Origin of the sequence: Pseudomonas simiae (assembly GCF_900111895.1) — a bacterium.
Classification (GTDB): Bacteria; Pseudomonadota; Gammaproteobacteria; order Pseudomonadales; family Pseudomonadaceae; genus Aquipseudomonas; species Aquipseudomonas simiae.
In genome coordinates, this window is the sequence record NZ_FOKB01000003.1 from 472,498 (window position 1) to 489,572 (window position 17,075).

Below are 17,075 nucleotides of genomic sequence, written 5' to 3' on the forward strand. Positions count from 1 at the left end.
TTTTGGGGCCATTTATGCGGATCATCAGTGTGAACGTTAATGGTATTCAGGCTGCAGTCGAGCGTGGTTTGCTCAGTTGGCTGCAAGCCCAGAATGCCGACGTCATCTGCCTGCAGGATACCCGCGCCTCCGCCTTTGAACTGGACGACCCAGCCTTCCAACTGGATGGCTACTTCCTTTATGCCTGCGATGCCGAAGTGCCCACCCAAGGTGGCGTGGCTTTGTATTCGCGGTTGCAACCCAAGGCGGTCATCAGCGGCCTCGGCTTCGAGACAGCCGACCGCTACGGGCGCTACCTGCAAGCCGATTTCGACAAGGTCAGCATCGCGACCTTGCTGCTCCCTTCGGGGCAGAACGGCGATGAAGACTTGAACCAGAAGTTCAAGCTAATGGACGATTTCGCCCGTTACCTGGATAAACAGCGACGCAAGCGTCGCGAGTACATTTATTGTGGCTCGCTGTACGTGGCGCAACAGAAGCTGGATATCAAGAACTGGCGCGACAGCCAGCAATCCCCGGGCTTCCTGGCGCCGGAACGTGCCTGGATGGACGAGATTGTCGGCAACATGGGCTATGTGGATGCCCTGCGCGAAGTCAGCCGCGAAGGCGACCAGTACAGCTGGTGGCCGGATAACGAACAGGCTGAGATGCTCAACCTGGGCTGGCGTTTCGACTACCAGTTGCTGACCCCAGGTCTGCGCCGGTTCGTCCGCAGTGCACGCCTGCCACGCCAGCCACGCTTCTCGCAGCATGCGCCGCTGATCGTGGACTACGACTGGACACTGACCATCTGAGGTCTTTTTCCAGCCACAAAAAAACCGACATCGCTGTCGGTTTTTTTGTGGGTGCTCATTATTTGATCACACGCCAGGTCAACGGGTAGCGATAGGGAATCCCTTTGTTGGCCTTGATGCTGCCGATGATGGTCAGCACGATCGTGGCGACCGCCAGGGCAAACATCAGGAAAAACCCAACCACCGCGAAGGCCAGCACGATGCAAGCGATCCAGGCGATGGCCACGGTGATCTGGAAGTTCAAGGCTTCCTTGCCTTGATCATCAATGAACGCATCCTTTTCCTTCTTCATCTGCCACAGGATCAGCGGCCCCACGACACTGCCGAAGGGGAACACAAACCCCAGAAACGCCGCGAGATGGCACAACATTGCCCCCTGGCGCACTTCGTAGGAAGGCGTCGGCACCGGCACTTGGCTGTTGTCATTCATGGCGTTTCTCCTTGAGGCGGGCTCAGTCAGCCAGGGCGGCGTTCTGCAACTCGAAGATTTCGGTCATGCCTTTCTGGGCCAGGGCCAGCATGGCATTCAGGTCGGCCGGCTGGAATGGCGCGCCTTCGGCGGTGCCCTGCACTTCGATGAAACCACCGGTGCTGGTCATGACCACATTCAGGTCGGTTTCGGCGGCCGAGTCTTCCAGGTAGTCCAGGTCCAGCACGGGCTCGCCCTGATACATGCCTACCGACACAGCGGCGATCATTTGCTTGAGCGGGTCGCCCGCCTTCAGGCCGCCGCGCTTCTTGATCACTTTCAGTGCGTCAACCAGGGCCACCATGGCGCCGGTGATGGACGCGGTACGGGTGCCGCCGTCGGCCTGGATCACGTCGCAGTCGACGTACAGGGTCACGTCGCCCAGCTTGGACATGTCCAGGGCTGCGCGCAGGGAGCGGCCGATCAGGCGCTGGATTTCTAGGGTACGACCGCCCTGCTTGCCACGGCTGGCCTCACGCTGGTTACGCTCGCCGGTGGCGCGCGGCAGCATGCCGTACTCGGCGGTCAGCCAACCCTGGCCCTGGCCTTTAAGGAAGCGCGGCACGCCGTTTTCAACGCTGACGGTGCAGATGACCTTGGTATCGCCAAACTCGACCAGTACAGACCCCTCGGCGTGTTTGGTGTAGTTGCGGGTGATGCGGATCGAGCGGAGCTGATCGGCAGCGCGACCACTTGGACGTTTCATAGGGAGACACCTGTACTGAGGACGAAAAACTGCCGAGCATTATAGAGCCGCGAGCCGATTCGGGGCACTGCTAAAAAATTCGGTTACGAATGCTCGGGTTTGGGCGTGTCCGCCCCACTGCGCTACAATCCTGCGCCTTCTTAATCATCAGCCCGTGTTTTCGGGCTGCAACGCGAGGTACCTCCATGGTGCACAGCATGACCGCCTTCGCGCGCGTCGAGAAAGCCGGCGTCCAAGGCACCCTGAGCTGGGAGCTGCGCTCGGTCAACAGCCGTTACCTGGAGCCGCACCTGCGCCTGCCGGAATCGTTCCGCGACCTCGAAGGCGCCGTGCGTGAAGCGCTGCGCCAGGGTATTTCCCGTGGCAAGCTGGAATGCACGCTGCGTTTCACCGAAGAAACCACCGGCAAAGCCTTGCAGATTGACCGCGACCGTGCCGCGCAACTGGTCGCCGCCGCCGAAACCATCGCCGGACTGATCAAGCAGCCCGCCGCGCTCAACCCGCTGGAAGTGCTGGCCTGGCCCGGCGTGCTGGTGGCCGACGCCACCGACCCGCAAGCCCTCAACGCTGAAGCCCTCGCCCTGTTTAACCAGGGTTTGAAGGAGCTGAAAGCCGGCCGCGAGCGCGAAGGTGCCGAACTGGCCCGCCTGATCAACGAGCGCCTGACCTCCATCGAAGAAGATGTTGTCACCTTGCGCGAACTGGTGCCGCAAATGCTCGCCACCCAGCGCCAGAAGGTGCTCGACCGCTTCACCGACATGAAGGCCGACCTCGACCCGACGCGACTGGAACAGGAAATGGTCCTGCTTGCGCAAAAGAGCGATGTCGCCGAAGAGCTGGATCGCCTGAGCACCCACATCCTCGAAGTGCGCCGAGTGCTCAAGTCCGGCGGTGCCGCCGGTCGGCGCCTGGACTTCCTGATGCAGGAACTCAACCGCGAAGCCAATACACTGGGCTCCAAGGCGTTCGATCCGCGCAGCACCACCGCGGCGGTCAACCTCAAAGTGTTGATCGAGCAGATGCGCGAACAAGTACAGAATATTGAGTAAGGCAACCTCCATGACCCACAGCACCGGCACCCTTTACATCATTTCCGCCCCGTCGGGCGCGGGCAAAAGCAGCCTGGTCAAGGCCTTGACCGACGCTGACGAGCAGATCCGCATCTCGGTCTCCCACACCACCCGCGCCATGCGCCCAGGTGAGGTGAACGGCGTGCACTATCACTTCGTCGAGCGCACCGAGTTCGTCAAGATGATCGAACACGGCGACTTCCTGGAACGCGCCGAAGTGTTCGGCAATCTCTACGGCACCTCGCAGAGCCACTTGCAGCAGACCCTGGACGAAGGCCACGACCTGATCCTGGAAATCGACTGGCAAGGCGCCGAACAAGTGCGCCGGCTGATGCCCCAGGCGCGCTCGATCTTCATCTTGCCGCCGTCGCTGGAAGCCTTGCACCAGCGCCTGACCAATCGTGGCCAGGACAGTGACGAGATCATCGAAGGCCGCATGCGCGAAGCCGTCAGTGAAATGAGCCACTACGTCGACTACGACTACCTGATCATCAACGACGATTTTGCCCACGCACTGGATGATTTGAAGGCGATTTTCCGCACCAATCAACTCCAGCAAAAGCGTCAGCAACAGCGTTTCGGCAAATTACTGGCCGAACTGCTCGGTTGATTGGCTCTTCCCAAAACCGCTGCAAGGGCTTTACATTGGCACTTGTAGCGGTTTTGCGAGGGCCTGCGAGAAATCAGCGCTTCCCTAAACGCTGGTGATTTTTTAAACTGTTCAGTCCGCTCGCCCAACCGGGCAGCGCGCATCTTGCATTCGCTCCGAGGAATACCATGGCCCGCGTAACCGTTGAAGACTGCCTAGAACACGTGGATAACCGCTTTGAGCTGGTCATGCTCTCTACCAAGCGTGCCCGTCAACTGGCCACTGGCGGCAAAGAGCCCCTGGTCCAGTGGGAAAACGACAAGCCTACTGTTGTAGCCCTGCGTGAAATCGCTGAAGGCCTGATGAGCTACGAGTTCATCGCCAACGCTGAAATCGTTGAAGACGAACCGCTGTTTGCAGCGTTCGAGGACGAGTCCAACGAGGCCGTCTAAGCCTATGCCTGGTCGACGTAGCACGGCGCGGGGTCACAGCCAACGGCAGGAGTTCACACTTTGCCGAGCATAGACGCCCTCGCCGATCGCTTATCGGCCTACCTCGGCCCAGACCAGGTCAACCTGGTCCGCCGAGCGTATTTCTACGCCGAACAAGCCCACGACGGTCAGCGCCGCCGCAGTGGCGAGGCGTATGTCACCCATCCTCTTGCGGTGGCAAATATTCTTGCCGACATGCACATGGACCATCAGAGCCTGATGGCTGCGATGCTGCATGACGTGATCGAAGACACCGGTATTGCCAAGGAAGCGCTCAGCGCGCAATTTGGCGAAACCGTGGCCGAACTGGTCGACGGGGTCAGCAAACTGACCCAGATGAACTTCGAAACCAAAGCCGAAGCCCAGGCGGAAAACTTCCAGAAGATGGCCATGGCCATGGCCCGCGATATCCGGGTGATCCTGGTCAAGTTGGCCGACCGGCTGCACAACATGCGCACGCTGGAAGTGCTGTCCGGCGAAAAACGCCGGCGCATCGCCAAAGAAACCCTGGAAATCTACGCCCCCATCGCCAACCGGCTGGGCATGCACGCCATTCGTATCGAATTCGAAGACCTCGGTTTCAAGGCCATGCACCCGATGCGTTCGGCGCGCATCTACCAGGCGGTCAAGCGCGCGCGTGGCAACCGCAAGGAAATCGTCAACAAGATCGAAGAGTCGCTGAGCCACTGCCTGGCGATCGACGAGATCGAGGGCGAGGTCAGCGGGCGGCAGAAGCATATCTACGGCATCTATAAAAAGATGCGCGGCAAGCGCCGGGCCTTCAACGAGATCATGGACGTGTATGCGTTCCGGATCATCGTTGACAAGGTGGACACCTGTTATCGCGTGCTGGGCGCTGTACATAATTTGTACAAACCTTTGCCAGGCCGCTTCAAGGATTACATCGCGATCCCCAAGGCCAACGGCTACCAGTCGCTGCACACCACGTTGTTCGGCATGCATGGGGTGCCGATCGAGATCCAGATCCGCACCCGCGAAATGGAAGAGATGGCCAACAACGGCATTGCTGCCCATTGGCTCTACAAATCCAGCGGCGACGAGCAGCCCAAAGGCACCCATGCCCGCGCCCGCCAGTGGGTCAAGGGCGTGCTGGAAATGCAGCAACGGGCCGGCAACTCCCTGGAATTCATCGAAAGCGTGAAGATCGACCTGTTCCCGGACGAGGTCTACGTATTCACACCCAAAGGCCGGATCATGGAGCTGCCCAAAGGCTCCACGGCGGTCGACTTTGCCTACGCCGTGCACACCGATGTGGGTAACAGCTGCATCGCCTGTCGGATCAATCGTCGTCTCGCGCCGCTGTCCGAACCGCTGCAGAGTGGCTCCACGGTCGAGATCGTCAGCGCTCCGGGCGCACGCCCGAACCCGGCCTGGCTGAACTTCGTGGTCACCGGCAAGGCCCGCACGCACATCCGTCACGCGCTCAAATTGCAACGCCGCTCCGAGTCCATCAGCCTGGGCGAACGCCTGCTGAACAAAGTCCTCAACGGTTTCGACAGCGCCTTGGACAAGATTCCTACAGAGCGCGTGCAAGCGATGCTCCACGAGTACCGCCAGGAAACCATCGAAGACCTGCTGGAAGATATTGGCCTGGGCAACCGCATGGCCTATGTAGTCGCCCGCCGCCTGCTCGGCGAAGGCGAACAGCTGCCGAGCCCCGAAGGTCCGCTGGCGATTCGTGGTACCGAGGGCCTGGTGCTCAGCTACGCCAAATGCTGCACACCGATCCCCGGCGACCCGATTGTCGGCCACTTGTCGGCCGGTAAAGGCATGGTGGTGCACCTGGACAACTGCCGCAACATCACCGAAATCCGCCACAACCCGGAAAAATGCATCCAGCTCTCATGGGCCAAGGATGTCACCGGCGAATTCAACGTCGAGCTGCGGGTGGAGCTGGAACACCAGCGCGGCCTGATCGCCCTGCTCGCCAGCAGCGTCAACGCGGCCGACGGCAACATCGAGAAGATCAGCATGGACGAGCGCGATGGCCGCATCAGCGTGGTCCAGCTGGTGGTCAGCGTGCACGACCGCGTGCACCTGGCCCGTGTGATCAAGAAACTGCGCGCCTTGACCGGGGTCATCCGCATCACCCGTATGCGTGCATAACCGCTCTACTACAAGGAGTCATTCATGACCAAGACTGTTATCACCAGTGACAAGGCCCCAGCCGCGATCGGCACCTACTCCCAGGCGATCAAGGCGGGCAACACCGTCTACATGTCCGGCCAGATCCCGCTGGACCCAAAGACCATGGAACTGGTGGAAGGCTTCGAAGCACAGACCGTACAGGTCTTCGAAAACCTCAAGTCGGTCGCCGAGGCTGCCGGCGGCTCGTTCAAAGACATCGTCAAGCTGAACATCTTCCTCACCGACCTGAGCCACTTCGCCAAGGTCAACGAGATCATGGGCAAGTACTTCGAACAGCCGTACCCAGCCCGCGCCGCCATCGGCGTTGCCGCCCTGCCAAAGGGTGCGCAGGTTGAGATGGACGCGATTCTGGTCATCGAGTAAAACACCCGGCGCAGCCCCCATAGGCTGCGCCGATTTCGTTTCAGAAGGATTTCATGATGCGCAAAGCGCTTGTAGCCTCATCACTGCTCGCCCTGTTGCTTGGCGGCTGCGCCAGCAACCCTGCCGACCGGGATGCGGGCGGCACCTGGATCAACCAGGTCGCCATCGATGCGGCAGCCAAAGGCGGCCCTTTGCGTGAAGCCCTGCAAAGCTTCGGCCCGAACCTCGAATGGGAGGTCAATACCAAGGCCTCGCAGGCACGCTACTACAACGGTTTTGAAGTAGCGGAAGGCAAGTTGCTGAGTGAAAAATCCGGCGCCTGGAGCGTGGACTTCTACGGCAGCTCCGCTACCGAACTCAAGCGCAAAGGCAAGCAACTGCTGCAAGTGGCTAATGATAACGAGCCTGAACAGTTGTTCGCCCGCCCCAAAGAGCCTGCGCCGGACGGTGCGCCCATCGGCGCCAACTTTGAGCGTGCGTTGTATGCAGCCTACATGGGCGGCGACTGGAAGATCAGCGACGGCTTCGGCAGCGGCGCCATCGTACAGTTCCAGGCTAATGGCAAGGTCGCCGGCCTGCCGAATGTCGATCAGTACTCGCTGTGCCTGGCGGGCGATTGCGCATCCATGAGCGGCGGCTACGACAGCATCTGGCTGCAACTGAATGGCCAGGGCAATCCGTGGATCTTTATCCGCAAGGGTAAACAACTGGAGATCTTCCAGGCGGTCAACACCGCGCAGGCGGATGAAGTGCCTTCGTTTACGCCAGGCCCACGCCAGTGGTTGCTTGAAAAGCAATAAGTAGCCGAACACAGACCCAAATGTGGGAGCGGGCTTGCTCGCGAAAGCGGTGTATCAGCAACACATTCAGTGCCTGACACTGCGCCTTCGCGAGCAAGCCCGCGCCCACATTTTTCACCGTATTTCAGCCTTTGAGGATCGCCGCGTAGCCTTCCCGGTAAGTCGGGTACGTCGGCACCCAACCCAGCGCCTTGATACGCGCATTGCTGCATTGCTTGCTGCCGGCGCGCCGCACACTGGCGTCATCGGCCCATTCGGTCACACCCAGGTACTCGCGCAACCAGTCCACCACTTCGGCCAGTGGCGCGGGCGCATCGTCGACGCCGATGTAGACCTTGTCCAGCGAACCGCCCTTTTCTACATGCCGCAACAAAAAGGCCAGCAAACCCGCAGCGTCTTCCGCGTGAATGCGGTTGCCATATAAAGGTGGGTCGATTGCGACGCGGTAGCCTTGGCGAACCTGAGTCAGCAGCCATTCGCGACCGGGGCCATAAATGCCCGTCAGGCGCACGATACTGGCCGGGATGCCGCTGTTGAGCGCCACCTGCTCAGCCTCCAACATGACTTGCCCGGAATATCCCTTCGCCTGGGTTTCCGACGTTTCGTCGACCCACTCACCCTTCTGCTGTCCGTAGACACTGCTGCTGGATACAAACAGCAGGTGCTTCGGCTCCTGGCCGTAGTCGCCCAGTCACTCCAGCACATGTTTCAGCCCTTGTACGTAAGCGGCGCGATAGCCAGCCTCGTCGTGATCCGTCGCAGCGGCGCAGTACACCAGGTAATCCACCCCGCCGATCGGCCAGGTGTCAGGGCACTCCTTCTTGAACAAGTCCCCGGCAATACCGATCACGCCATCAGGCAGCCGCGAAATATCGCGGCGCAGGCCATGGACCTCCCATTCCGAGGCCAGCAACTGGCTGGCCAGCCGACTACCTACATCGCCACAACCGGCTATCACAACAGAAGGCGCTGCCATCACAAAAAACTCCGTACTGAAAGGTCTAGGTTAGCCTTCGCAGATGACCGTCGGCCAGAAAAAGGACAAATAAAGTAACTGTATTACTTTTGTTAACAAGAATTACTTGCAATAATAACCGCCCATTTGTCCTCGACCCCATGGGTCTGGAAGGACGATCACTCATTTTTTTACTCAGGTCCGGCCAGCATGACACGTAATACAACCCCCGCTTCGCCAACCAAGCTTCACAGCCCATCCCGCGCCTGGCGTGCGATTGCTGCGCTGCTGTTCAGCGTACTGCTGGCACCGACCGCTGCCTTCGCTGACGCCACCGCGCCAGCCACCCCGGCTGCAGCCGAGCAAAACGCCGCGGCAGCGGCCGCTCCCGCCGCAGCGCCCGCTGCTACCGACCCGGCCCAGGCTGCTGACCCAGCCTCCGCCGACGAGACCGGGGTGGTTCTGGAAGGAGACAACACCCTGGGCATGGCCCACGACCTGTCGCCATGGGGCATGTATCAGAACGCTGACGTGGTAGTGAAAGCCGTCATGATCGGCCTGGCCATCGCCTCGATCATCACCTGGACCATCTGGATTGCCAAAGGCTTCGAGTTGCTGGGCGCCAAACGTCGCCTGCGCAACGAAATCGTCCACCTGAAAAAGGCCACTACCCTCAAGGAAGCCAGCGAAAGCGCGACCAAGAAAGGCACCCTGGCCAACACCCTGGTGCACGACGCGCTGGAAGAAATGCGCCTGTCGGCCAACACCCGCGAAAAAGAAGGCATCAAGGAACGTGTGGCCTTCCGCCTGGAGCGCCTGGTGGCGGCCTGCGGTCGTAACATGAGCAGCGGCACCGGCGTGCTGGCGACCATTGGTTCGACCGCGCCCTTCGTCGGTCTGTTCGGCACCGTGTGGGGCATCATGAACAGCTTCATCGGCATCGCCAAAACCCAGACCACCAACCTTGCCGTCGTTGCCCCAGGCATCGCCGAAGCCCTGCTGGCTACCGCCCTGGGCCTGGTTGCCGCGATTCCTGCGGTGGTGATCTACAACGTCTTCGCCCGTTCGATTGCCGGCTACAAGGCTCAGGTATCGGACGCGTCGGCAGAAGTCCTGCTGCTGGTCAGCCGCGATCTCGATCACCTGCCTACCGAGCGCAGCTCGCAACCGCACATGGTGAAAGTGGGGTAATCGGCCATGGGCCTGCATTTGAATCAAGGCGACGACGAACTCGTCGAGAACCACGAAATCAACGTCACGCCGTTTATCGACGTGATGCTGGTGCTGCTGATCATTTTCATGGTGGCGGCACCATTGGCGACCGTGGACATCAAGGTTGACCTGCCCGCGTCCAGCGCCAAGCCGGCGCCGCGGCCGGAGAAGCCGATCTTCCTCAGCGTCAAGGCGGACCAACGCCTGTTCCTGGGTGAAGAAGAAGTCAAGGCTGAAACCCTGGGGCCGGTGCTCGACGCCAAGACCCAAGGCAAGAAAGACACGACGATCTTCTTCCAGGCTGACAAGGGCGTGGACTACGGCGACCTGATGAGCGTGATGGATGCCCTGCGGGCAGCCGGCTACCTCAAGGTAGGCTTGGTCGGACTTGAGACGGCAGCCAAGAAATGATCACGACGCGCCACAAACTGACGCGTTATGGCACCAGCCTCGCCGTCGTACTGGGCGTGCATGCCGTCGCGATCGCTATCGCGCTTCATTGGTCAGCGCCGCGTACGGTGCAGTTGCCGCCGGCGGCCATGGTCATCGACCTGGCGCCGATGCCCGCACCGCCACCGCCAGCGCCGCCCAAGGTGGTGACGCCGCCGCAGCCGCCTGCACCGGTGGAAGAGCTGCCCCTGCCGAAACTGGCCGAGGCACCCAAGCCAACGATCCAGGTGCCCAAGCCGGTCAAACCCAAGCCCAAACCACAGCCGCCGAAGCCAGTGGAGAAGAAGATCGAGCCGCCCAAGGAGAAACCCTCCGAGGATCCGCCGAGCGACGCTCCGCCGACCCAGGCACCGGCTGAGAAATCGGCCCAGCCTGTACCAGGCCCCTCTCCGCAGCAAATCGCAGCGAAGGCATCCTGGGAAGGCACCCTGCTGGCTCACCTGCAGAAGTACAAGAAGTACCCGCCAGGCGCCCAGGCCCGTGGCAAGGAAGGCCTCAACCGCCTGAAGTTCGTGGTCGATGCCGACGGCAACGTGCTGTCCTACGAGTTGGTGGGCCGCTCCGGCAACGCCGACCTGGACCGCGCCACCCTGGATATGATCCGCCGTGCCCAGCCGTTGCCCAAGCCACCGGCAGACATGCTCAGAGGCGGCAGTATCGAGATCGTTGCACCGTTCGTGTACAACATCGAGAAACGCCGCCGCTAAGGGTTGCAGGCATCAGCTTGTGTAGGAGCTGGCTTGCCTGCGATAGCATCACCTCGGTGCAATTGATAGACCGAGGTGCCTGCATCGCGGGCAGCCCAGATGGGTTTATCGCATCAGCAAAATCACCGATATTCCCCGCTCAATCCCCAGCAAAGTTCTGATAACGTGCGTCTATCGATTGCAGCCGGTATGCTTGGCCCGCAACCTCATGGACGCCCGCTATGACTCTTACAGAATTACGCTACATCGTTACCCTCGCCCAAGAGCAGCACTTCGGCCACGCGGCCGAGCGTTGCCATGTCAGCCAGCCGACGCTGTCGGTGGGCGTGAAAAAGCTTGAAGACGAACTCGGTGTGCTGATTTTCGAGCGCAGCAAGAGCGCCGTGCGCCTTACGCCGGTGGGTGAAGGCATTGTTGCCCAGGCCCAGAAGGTGCTGGAGCAAGCGCAGAGCATTCGCGAACTGGCCCAGGCCGGCAAGAACCAGCTGACCGCACCGCTGAAAGTCGGCGCCATCTACACGGTCGGCCCGTACCTGTTCCCGCACCTGATCCCGCAACTGCACCGCGTCGCACCGCAGATGCCGTTGTATATCGAAGAAAACTTCACCCACGTGCTGCGCGACAAACTGCGCAACGGCGAGCTGGACGCGATCATCATCGCCCTGCCGTTCAACGAAGCCGACGTGCTGACCCTGCCGCTCTACGACGAGCCGTTCCAGGTGCTGATGCCGGCCGACCATCCGTGGACCAAAAAAGACACCATCGACGCCGCCTTGCTCAACGACAAGAGCCTGCTGCTGCTCGGCGAGGGCCACTGCTTCCGCGACCAGGTCCTGGAAGCCTGCCCGACCCTGACCAAGGGCAACGACGGCGCCAAGCACACCACCGTGGAATCCAGCTCCCTGGAAACCATCCGCCACATGGTCGCGTCCGGTCTGGGTATTTCGATCCTGCCGCTGTCAGCAGTGGACAGCCATCACTACGCCCCCGGCGTGATCGAAGTGCGCCCACTCACGCCGCCGGTGCCGTTCCGTACCGTGGCGATCGCTTGGCGCGCCAGCTTCCCACGGCCGAAAGCGATTGAGATCCTCGCCGATTCGATCCGCCTGTGCTCGGTGGCCAAGCCGACAGCTGCGAGCTAAGCAACGGTATGACTGAGCTGTCGCAGGTGTCGGTGACGGCACTCAAGGGTGTCGGTGAAGCCATGGCCGAGAAGTTGGCCAAGGTCGGCCTGGAAAACCTCCAGGACGTCTTGTTCCATTTGCCCCTGCGCTATCAGGACCGGACCCGCGTCGTGCCCATCGGCCAGTTGCGCCCTGGGCAGGATGCCGTGATCGAAGGCACCGTCAGCGGCGCCGACGTGGTGATGGGCAAGCGTCGCAGCCTGGTCGTGCGCCTGCAGGACGGCACCGGTGGCCTGAGCCTGCGCTTCTACCATTTCAGCAACGCGCAGAAGGAAGGGCTCAAGCGCGGCACCCGCGTGCGCTGTTACGGCGAAGCACGGCCCGGGGCATCGGGCCTGGAGATCTATCACCCGGAATACCGCGCGATCACCGGCGACGAGCCGCCGCCGGTCGACACCACACTCACCCCCATCTACCCGCTCACCGAAGGCCTGACCCAGCAACGCCTCCGCCAACTGTGCATGCAGACGCTGACGATGCTCGGCCCGAAAAGCCTGCCCGACTGGTTGCCGTTGGAGCTGGCCCGCGATTATCAATTGGCGTCGCTGGACGATGCGATCCGCTACCTGCATCACCCGCCCGCCGATGCCGATGTCGACGAACTCGCACTGGGTCATCACTGGGCCCAGCACCGCCTGGCCTTCGAAGAGCTGCTGACCCACCAACTGTCCCAGCAACGCCTGCGCGAAAGCATGCGTTCGCTACGTGCGCCGGCGATGCCCAAAGCCACCCGCTTGCCCGCGCAGTACCTGGCCAACCTCGGCTTCGCACCGACCGGTGCCCAACAGCGCGTCGGGAATGAAATCGCTTACGACCTCAGCCAGCAGGAGCCCATGCTGCGCCTGATCCAGGGCGATGTGGGCGCGGGCAAGACCGTGGTCGCCGCCCTCGCCGCCCTGCAAGCGCTGGAAGCCGGTTATCAAGTGGCGTTGATGGCACCGACCGAGATCCTCGCCGAGCAACACTTCATCACCTTCAAGCGCTGGCTCGAACCCCTGGGCCTGGAAGTCGCGTGGCTGGCCGGCAAGCTCAAGGGCAAGAACCGCGCGGCAGCCCTGGAACAGATTGCCGGCGGCGCACAGATGGTGGTGGGCACCCACGCGCTGTTCCAGGACGAAGTGCAGTTCAAGAACCTCGCGCTGGTGATCATCGACGAACAGCACCGCTTTGGCGTGCAACAACGCCTGGCCCTGCGTCAGAAAGGCGTGGGCGGACGTATGAACCCACACCAACTGATCATGACCGCCACGCCGATCCCGCGCACCCTGGCCATGAGCGCCTACGCCGACCTCGACACCTCGATCCTCGATGAACTGCCGCCCGGCCGGACTCCGGTCAACACCGTATTGGTCACTGACACCCGGCGTGTCGAAGTGATCGAGCGCGTGCGCGGCGCCTGTGCCGAAGGGCGCCAGGCGTACTGGGTGTGCACGCTGATTGAAGAGTCCGAGGAGCTGACCTGCCAGGCTGCCGAGACCACTTATGAAGACCTCACCAGCGCGCTGGGTGAACTCAAGGTCGGCCTGATCCACGGGCGCATGAAGCCCGCTGAAAAAGCCGCGGTGATGGCCGACTTCAAGGCCGGCAACCTGCAACTGCTGGTGGCCACCACCGTGATTGAAGTAGGTGTGGACGTACCCAATGCCAGCCTGATGATCATTGAAAACCCCGAACGCCTGGGCCTGGCGCAGCTGCACCAGTTACGCGGCCGGGTCGGCCGGGGCAGCGCCGCCAGCCATTGCGTGTTGCTCTACCACCCGCCGCTGTCGCAGATCGGTCGTCAGCGCCTGGGCATCATGCGCGAAACCAACGACGGTTTTGTCATTGCCGAAAAAGACCTGGAGCTGCGCGGCCCTGGGGAAATGCTCGGCACTCGCCAGACCGGCCTGCTGCAATTCAAGGTCGCCGACCTGATGCGCGACGCCGACCTACTGCCGGCCGTGCGCGATGCGGCGCAAGCGTTGCTCGAACGCTGGCCGGATCATGTCAGCCCGTTGCTGGATCGCTGGCTGCGCCATGGGCAGCAATACGGCCAGGTGTGACCTGAGGCTTTGTAGGCGCGGGCCAGCCCGCGCCTACAAATGAACCGCGTCACAAACCTCAGTTAGTCGACCAACAGTTGTATCAAGCTGGTTATACTTCGTTGACTGTAAGAAATTGGATCAGGCCATGTCAGAAGTTGCCCTCGCCACAGCCCCACTGACCGCCCCGCCGGTCATTCGGGCTCTGCTCGCAAAACTCGCCATCCCCTACACGGAAGTCGCCGATCTACCGGGCCTGAATCCTGCGCAAAAAATCCAGGCAGTATTGCTGGAAGACGCGGTGGGCGCACTGATGGTGCTGTTCCCGCAGAACCAGTTGCTTGACCTCAACCGCCTCGCCGAACTCACCGGTCGCCGCCTCACGGCCGTGTCGCCGGATCGCGTCGAGCGCATGCTGGGCAAACACGAACTGACCCTGCTGCCGGGCCTGCCACCGCTCACCAGTTCACCTTGCCTGTACGAAGGCAGCCTGCTCGACGAACCCAGCCTGCTGGTGCATTCGGGTGAAGCAGGCCTGTTGCTGGAGATCTCCAGAGACGCCTTCAAGACGATGCTCACCAAGGCCAGCGCCGGCCACTTCGGCGAGCCGTTGAGCAATATCCGCCCCAACCTCGACCGCCCCAATGATGACCGTGAGGAAATCACCCAGGCGATGCAGGCGTTCACCGCCCGCCGTATCCAGCAACGCCTGGAAGCGACTATCGAGATTCCACCGCTGGCCGATACCGCGCAGAAGATCATCAAGCTGCGCGTCGACCCGAACGCCACCATTGATGACATCACCGGCGTGGTCGAGACCGACCCGGCGCTGGCCGCACAAGTGGTGAGCTGGGCCGCGTCGCCGTACTACGCCTCGCCGGGCAAGATCCGCTCCGTGGAAGACGCCATCGTGCGCGTGCTGGGCTTTGACCTGGTGATCAACCTGGCGCTGGGCCTGGCACTGGGCAAGACGTTGAGCCTGCCCAAAGACCATCCGCACCAGTCCACGCCGTACTGGCACCAGTCAATCTACACCGCCGCCGTGATCGAAGGCCTGACCCGCGCCATGCCGCGCGCCCAGCGCCCGGAAGCCGGCCTGACCTACTTGGCCGGCCTGCTGCACAACTTCGGTTACCTGCTGCTGGCCCACGTGTTCCCGCCGCACTTCTCGCTGATCTGCCGTCACTTGGAGGTCAACCCGCACCTGTGCCACAGCTATGTCGAGCAACACCTGCTGGGCATCAGCCGCGAGCAGATCGGTGCCTGGCTGATGCGCTACTGGGACATGCCGGATGAGCTATCCACCGCCCTGCGCTTCCAGCATGATCCGACCTACGATGGTCAATACGCCGAATATCCGAACCTGGTGTGCCTGGCCGTGCGCCTGCTGCGCAGCCGCGGCATCGGGTCCGGGCCGGATGAAACCATCCCCGACGAGTTGCTTGAGCGCCTGGGGCTGAGCCGGGAAAAGGCGGACGAAGTGGTGAGTAAGGTGCTGGATGCCGAAGTGTTGTTGCGCGAGCTGGCTTCGCAGTTCAGCCAGGGCTGAGCCACCCACACCCTGTAGGAGCGAGCTTGCTCGCGAAAAACCTGACAACACCGCGGGGCTCCAGACACCCCGCGTCATCGTTCACGACCTTCGCGAGCAAGCTCACTCCTACGGTAGTTACTTCTTTTTCTTCGGCTTCAAATACTTGGTCAACCCCTGGAACCAGATCACCAGCGCCGGGTTGCCCTTGATCTGGATCGACTTGTCCTGAATCCCCGTCATGAATGCCAATTGCTTGTTCTTCGCCTGCATCGTAGCGAAGCCGTAGGCGGCATCTTTAAAGGCGATGGCGAACGCCGGCGACGGGTGAACACCCGAGCGACTGGTGATGCGCTGGTCTTTGACGATGAAATGACGAGCAACCTTGCCGTCGAGGGTCTGCAGCTGGAAGGCCAGGTCTTTGTCACCCAGTTGCTGCTGGAAGGCGGGATTGGTGCGGCTGGCTTTGCCCATCATCAGGCCCAGCACCCACAGGAGAAGACGAAATTTCATGCACACGGCCTCGGTGTAATTATTGAGTGGCCGCAGCAGTTTAACGATTTGCTAAAGGAACGCCACCGATCTTGCGCATTAGCGGAAGATCGGCTGGCGTTTGACGCTTATAGCAGCATTTTGTTTAAACGTTAGGGCAAGGTACCGGTGCCCAGTCGGCCAGGTTCGGATCGCGGCAGCTGCCTTCGAGTTGTGCCTTGCCGGCGCTGGCAACCTGCTTGCTTTCAGCTTGCTTGGCCTGCACGGTCTGGATGCTCTTCTCGGTGGTGACTGCTTCTTTTGGCACAACCGGCAGCTTCTTCGCGACTTTCGGTGGCGTCTTGCCTTTCTTGGCGGGTACCGGTGGCGGCGTTACGTCGGCTTGGGCCACGGTGACTACGTCGTTACGCTGCACACCCACTTGCTGCAGGTCTTTTTCGTAGGCCTGGGTGTAGTTGTTCAGGTCTTCGCTGGCCTTGCCGTTGACGGCAACGATCAGGTCATTGGACTCCTTCAAACCCGCAACGATTTCCGCCAGGCGCTTGCGGCCTTCGGTGTCGTTGACGGTCTTGGCTTTGCGGTCGGCCACCAGCTTGGTGAACGCGCTCTGGTAGCACTGCTGCGAGGCTTTGGCGTAGGCGGTGCTGCGGTCGATATCCGATGCGCTTTTATTGAAGTCTGTGGAGTAAGAGGCAATGCGCTGGTTGTCATCGCTGATCTGCTTCTGACGCTCGGTGTAGTAACCCGCCGCGCCGCCGGCCAGGGCGCCGCCAGCGGCACCGATGGCAGCGTTACGGCCGCGCTTGTCGGAGTCGCCGGTCAGGGCGCCCAGCAGTGCACCACCGGCAGCGCCGATGGCTGCACCGGTCACAACCGACTTGGTCATGTCCGAATCGGTCGCGCGCAGGTGTTGCACCGGCTCGTAGCAGTTGGGGTAGTACTCGACCTTGGTGCTGGACGCGACCTTGGAGGCCGGCGACGTGGCGCAACCGGTCAGCACAGTACTGAAACCGGCCGCGATCAGCAGCAAGTGACGCTTGGAAACCGCCTTACGGGAAAAAAGCATAGGTGTGTT

The 17,075-nt window shown here is 61.6% G+C and carries 17 protein-coding genes and 1 pseudogene; 13 read left to right on the forward strand and 5 right to left on the reverse strand.

Annotation, left to right across the window (positions count from 1 at the left end; genetic code table 11):
- The first annotated feature begins 14 nt into the window (after window positions 1-14).
- Entirely contained in the window at window positions 15-794 is a 780-nt protein-coding gene (crc, locus tag BMZ57_RS12250; RefSeq protein WP_003195493.1) for a catabolite repression control protein Crc, read from the forward strand.
- A gap of 58 nt (window positions 795-852) precedes the next feature.
- Here crc and BMZ57_RS12255 read toward each other — a convergent pair whose 3' ends face one another.
- Window positions 853-1,224, reverse strand: coding sequence for a DUF4870 domain-containing protein (locus BMZ57_RS12255; RefSeq protein ID WP_010207510.1), 372 nt, complete (start codon window positions 1,222-1,224; stop codon window positions 853-855).
- 22 nt (window positions 1,225-1,246) lie between these two features.
- Window positions 1,247-1,969, reverse strand: a complete 723-nt coding sequence (gene rph, locus BMZ57_RS12260) for a ribonuclease PH (RefSeq protein ID WP_010207511.1) — start codon at window positions 1,967-1,969, stop codon at window positions 1,247-1,249.
- Window positions 1,970-2,154: 185 nt separating this feature from the next.
- On the opposite strand from rph, the gene BMZ57_RS12265 reads away from it, so the two are divergent.
- The 6 genes from BMZ57_RS12265 to BMZ57_RS12290 all read left to right on the forward strand — a co-directional run bounded on the left by BMZ57_RS12265 (window position 2,155) and on the right by BMZ57_RS12290 (window position 7,451).
- The gene (locus tag BMZ57_RS12265; RefSeq protein ID WP_010207512.1) at window positions 2,155-3,018 is read left to right on the forward strand and encodes a YicC/YloC family endoribonuclease; all 864 of its coding nucleotides are present in this window, start codon (window positions 2,155-2,157) and stop codon (window positions 3,016-3,018) included.
- Window positions 3,019-3,028: 10 nt separating this feature from the next.
- Window positions 3,029-3,649 carry a guanylate kinase gene (gmk, locus tag BMZ57_RS12270; protein WP_010207513.1) on the forward strand — a complete coding sequence of 207 codons (621 nt, stop codon included), beginning with the start codon at window positions 3,029-3,031 and terminating at the stop codon, window positions 3,647-3,649.
- Between the two features lie 167 nt (window positions 3,650-3,816).
- Window positions 3,817-4,080 carry a DNA-directed RNA polymerase subunit omega gene (gene rpoZ / locus BMZ57_RS12275; RefSeq protein WP_003176920.1) on the forward strand — a complete coding sequence of 88 codons (264 nt, stop codon included), beginning with the start codon at window positions 3,817-3,819 and terminating at the stop codon, window positions 4,078-4,080.
- Between the two features lie 60 nt (window positions 4,081-4,140).
- On the forward strand, window positions 4,141-6,246 hold the full coding sequence (spoT, locus tag BMZ57_RS12280) for a bifunctional GTP diphosphokinase/guanosine-3',5'-bis pyrophosphate 3'-pyrophosphohydrolase (RefSeq protein ID WP_016975931.1): 2,106 nt from the start codon (window positions 4,141-4,143) through the stop codon (window positions 6,244-6,246).
- 24 nt (window positions 6,247-6,270) lie between these two features.
- Window positions 6,271-6,651 (forward strand): RidA family protein, encoded by a 381-nt coding sequence (locus tag BMZ57_RS12285; protein WP_003176922.1) that lies wholly within the window; start codon window positions 6,271-6,273, stop codon window positions 6,649-6,651.
- Window positions 6,652-6,707: 56 nt separating this feature from the next.
- On the forward strand, window positions 6,708-7,451 hold the full coding sequence (locus BMZ57_RS12290; protein ID WP_010207518.1) for a hypothetical protein: 744 nt from the start codon (window positions 6,708-6,710) through the stop codon (window positions 7,449-7,451).
- Between the two features lie 124 nt (window positions 7,452-7,575).
- On the opposite strand, the pseudogene BMZ57_RS12295 reads toward BMZ57_RS12290, so the two are convergent.
- Window positions 7,576-8,427, reverse strand: a pseudogene (locus BMZ57_RS12295) (SDR family oxidoreductase).
- A 189-nt stretch (window positions 8,428-8,616) separates the two neighbouring features.
- On the opposite strand from BMZ57_RS12295, the gene exbB reads away from it, so the two are divergent.
- The 6 genes from exbB (at window position 8,617) to BMZ57_RS12325 (ending at window position 15,529) form a co-directional block, all read left to right on the forward strand.
- Window positions 8,617-9,597 (forward strand): tonB-system energizer ExbB, encoded by a 981-nt coding sequence (gene exbB, locus BMZ57_RS12300; protein ID WP_044288066.1) that lies wholly within the window; start codon window positions 8,617-8,619, stop codon window positions 9,595-9,597.
- A gap of 6 nt (window positions 9,598-9,603) precedes the next feature.
- Complete coding sequence (exbD, locus tag BMZ57_RS12305) at window positions 9,604-10,029, forward strand: TonB system transport protein ExbD (RefSeq protein ID WP_003195519.1); 426 nt, start codon at window positions 9,604-9,606, stop codon at window positions 10,027-10,029.
- Window positions 10,026-10,775 (forward strand): TonB family protein, encoded by a 750-nt coding sequence (locus tag BMZ57_RS12310; RefSeq protein ID WP_010207522.1) that lies wholly within the window; start codon window positions 10,026-10,028, stop codon window positions 10,773-10,775. The genes exbD and BMZ57_RS12310 overlap by 4 nt, the downstream gene beginning before the upstream one ends.
- 221 nt (window positions 10,776-10,996) lie before the next feature.
- Window positions 10,997-11,917: a hydrogen peroxide-inducible genes activator gene (locus tag BMZ57_RS12315; RefSeq protein ID WP_010207523.1), complete on the forward strand. Its 921-nt coding sequence runs from the start codon at window positions 10,997-10,999 to the stop codon at window positions 11,915-11,917.
- An 8-nt stretch (window positions 11,918-11,925) separates the two neighbouring features.
- The gene (gene recG / locus BMZ57_RS12320) at window positions 11,926-14,001 is read left to right on the forward strand and encodes an ATP-dependent DNA helicase RecG (protein WP_010207525.1); all 2,076 of its coding nucleotides are present in this window, start codon (window positions 11,926-11,928) and stop codon (window positions 13,999-14,001) included.
- A gap of 127 nt (window positions 14,002-14,128) precedes the next feature.
- A complete protein-coding gene (locus tag BMZ57_RS12325; RefSeq protein ID WP_021492591.1) occupies window positions 14,129-15,529 on the forward strand; it encodes an aminoacyl-tRNA deacylase and HDOD domain-containing protein in 1,401 nt (466 codons plus the stop codon).
- 117 nt (window positions 15,530-15,646) lie between these two features.
- On the opposite strand, the gene BMZ57_RS12335 is transcribed toward BMZ57_RS12325, so the two are convergent.
- Window positions 15,647-16,021 (reverse strand): hypothetical protein, encoded by a 375-nt coding sequence (locus tag BMZ57_RS12335; RefSeq protein WP_010207528.1) that lies wholly within the window; start codon window positions 16,019-16,021, stop codon window positions 15,647-15,649.
- Window positions 16,022-16,145: 124 nt separating this feature from the next.
- Window positions 16,146-17,066, reverse strand: a complete 921-nt coding sequence (gene tagQ / locus BMZ57_RS12340; protein WP_010207530.1) for a type VI secretion system-associated lipoprotein TagQ — start codon at window positions 17,064-17,066, stop codon at window positions 16,146-16,148.
- Window positions 17,067-17,075: the final 9 nt, after the last annotated feature.

What these genes read in the sequence shown, in the direction of transcription:
- BMZ57_RS12315 (WP_010207523.1), top strand. Translation starts at nt 10,997, where the DNA reads ATGACTCTTACAGAATTACGCTACATCGTTACCCTCGCCCAAGAGCAG.
- BMZ57_RS12265 (WP_010207512.1), top strand. Translation starts at nt 2,155, where the DNA reads ATGGTGCACAGCATGACCGCCTTCGCGCGCGTCGAGAAAGCCGGCGTC.
- BMZ57_RS12335 (WP_010207528.1), bottom strand. Translation starts at nt 16,021, where the DNA reads ATGAAATTTCGTCTTCTCCTGTGGGTGCTGGGCCTGATGATGGGCAAA.
- BMZ57_RS12285 (WP_003176922.1), top strand. Translation starts at nt 6,271, where the DNA reads ATGACCAAGACTGTTATCACCAGTGACAAGGCCCCAGCCGCGATCGGC.
- BMZ57_RS12290 (WP_010207518.1), top strand. Translation starts at nt 6,708, where the DNA reads ATGCGCAAAGCGCTTGTAGCCTCATCACTGCTCGCCCTGTTGCTTGGC.
- exbD (WP_003195519.1), top strand. Translation starts at nt 9,604, where the DNA reads ATGGGCCTGCATTTGAATCAAGGCGACGACGAACTCGTCGAGAACCAC.
- tagQ (WP_010207530.1), bottom strand. Translation starts at nt 17,066, where the DNA reads ATGCTTTTTTCCCGTAAGGCGGTTTCCAAGCGTCACTTGCTGCTGATC.
- BMZ57_RS12325 (WP_021492591.1), top strand. Translation starts at nt 14,129, where the DNA reads ATGTCAGAAGTTGCCCTCGCCACAGCCCCACTGACCGCCCCGCCGGTC.
- exbB (WP_044288066.1), top strand. Translation starts at nt 8,617, where the DNA reads ATGACACGTAATACAACCCCCGCTTCGCCAACCAAGCTTCACAGCCCA.
- BMZ57_RS12310 (WP_010207522.1), top strand. Translation starts at nt 10,026, where the DNA reads ATGATCACGACGCGCCACAAACTGACGCGTTATGGCACCAGCCTCGCC.
- rph (WP_010207511.1), bottom strand. Translation starts at nt 1,969, where the DNA reads ATGAAACGTCCAAGTGGTCGCGCTGCCGATCAGCTCCGCTCGATCCGC.
- BMZ57_RS12255 (WP_010207510.1), bottom strand. Translation starts at nt 1,224, where the DNA reads ATGAATGACAACAGCCAAGTGCCGGTGCCGACGCCTTCCTACGAAGTG.
- gmk (WP_010207513.1), top strand. Translation starts at nt 3,029, where the DNA reads ATGACCCACAGCACCGGCACCCTTTACATCATTTCCGCCCCGTCGGGC.
- recG (WP_010207525.1), top strand. Translation starts at nt 11,926, where the DNA reads ATGACTGAGCTGTCGCAGGTGTCGGTGACGGCACTCAAGGGTGTCGGT.
- crc (WP_003195493.1), top strand. Translation starts at nt 15, where the DNA reads ATGCGGATCATCAGTGTGAACGTTAATGGTATTCAGGCTGCAGTCGAG.
- rpoZ (WP_003176920.1), top strand. Translation starts at nt 3,817, where the DNA reads ATGGCCCGCGTAACCGTTGAAGACTGCCTAGAACACGTGGATAACCGC.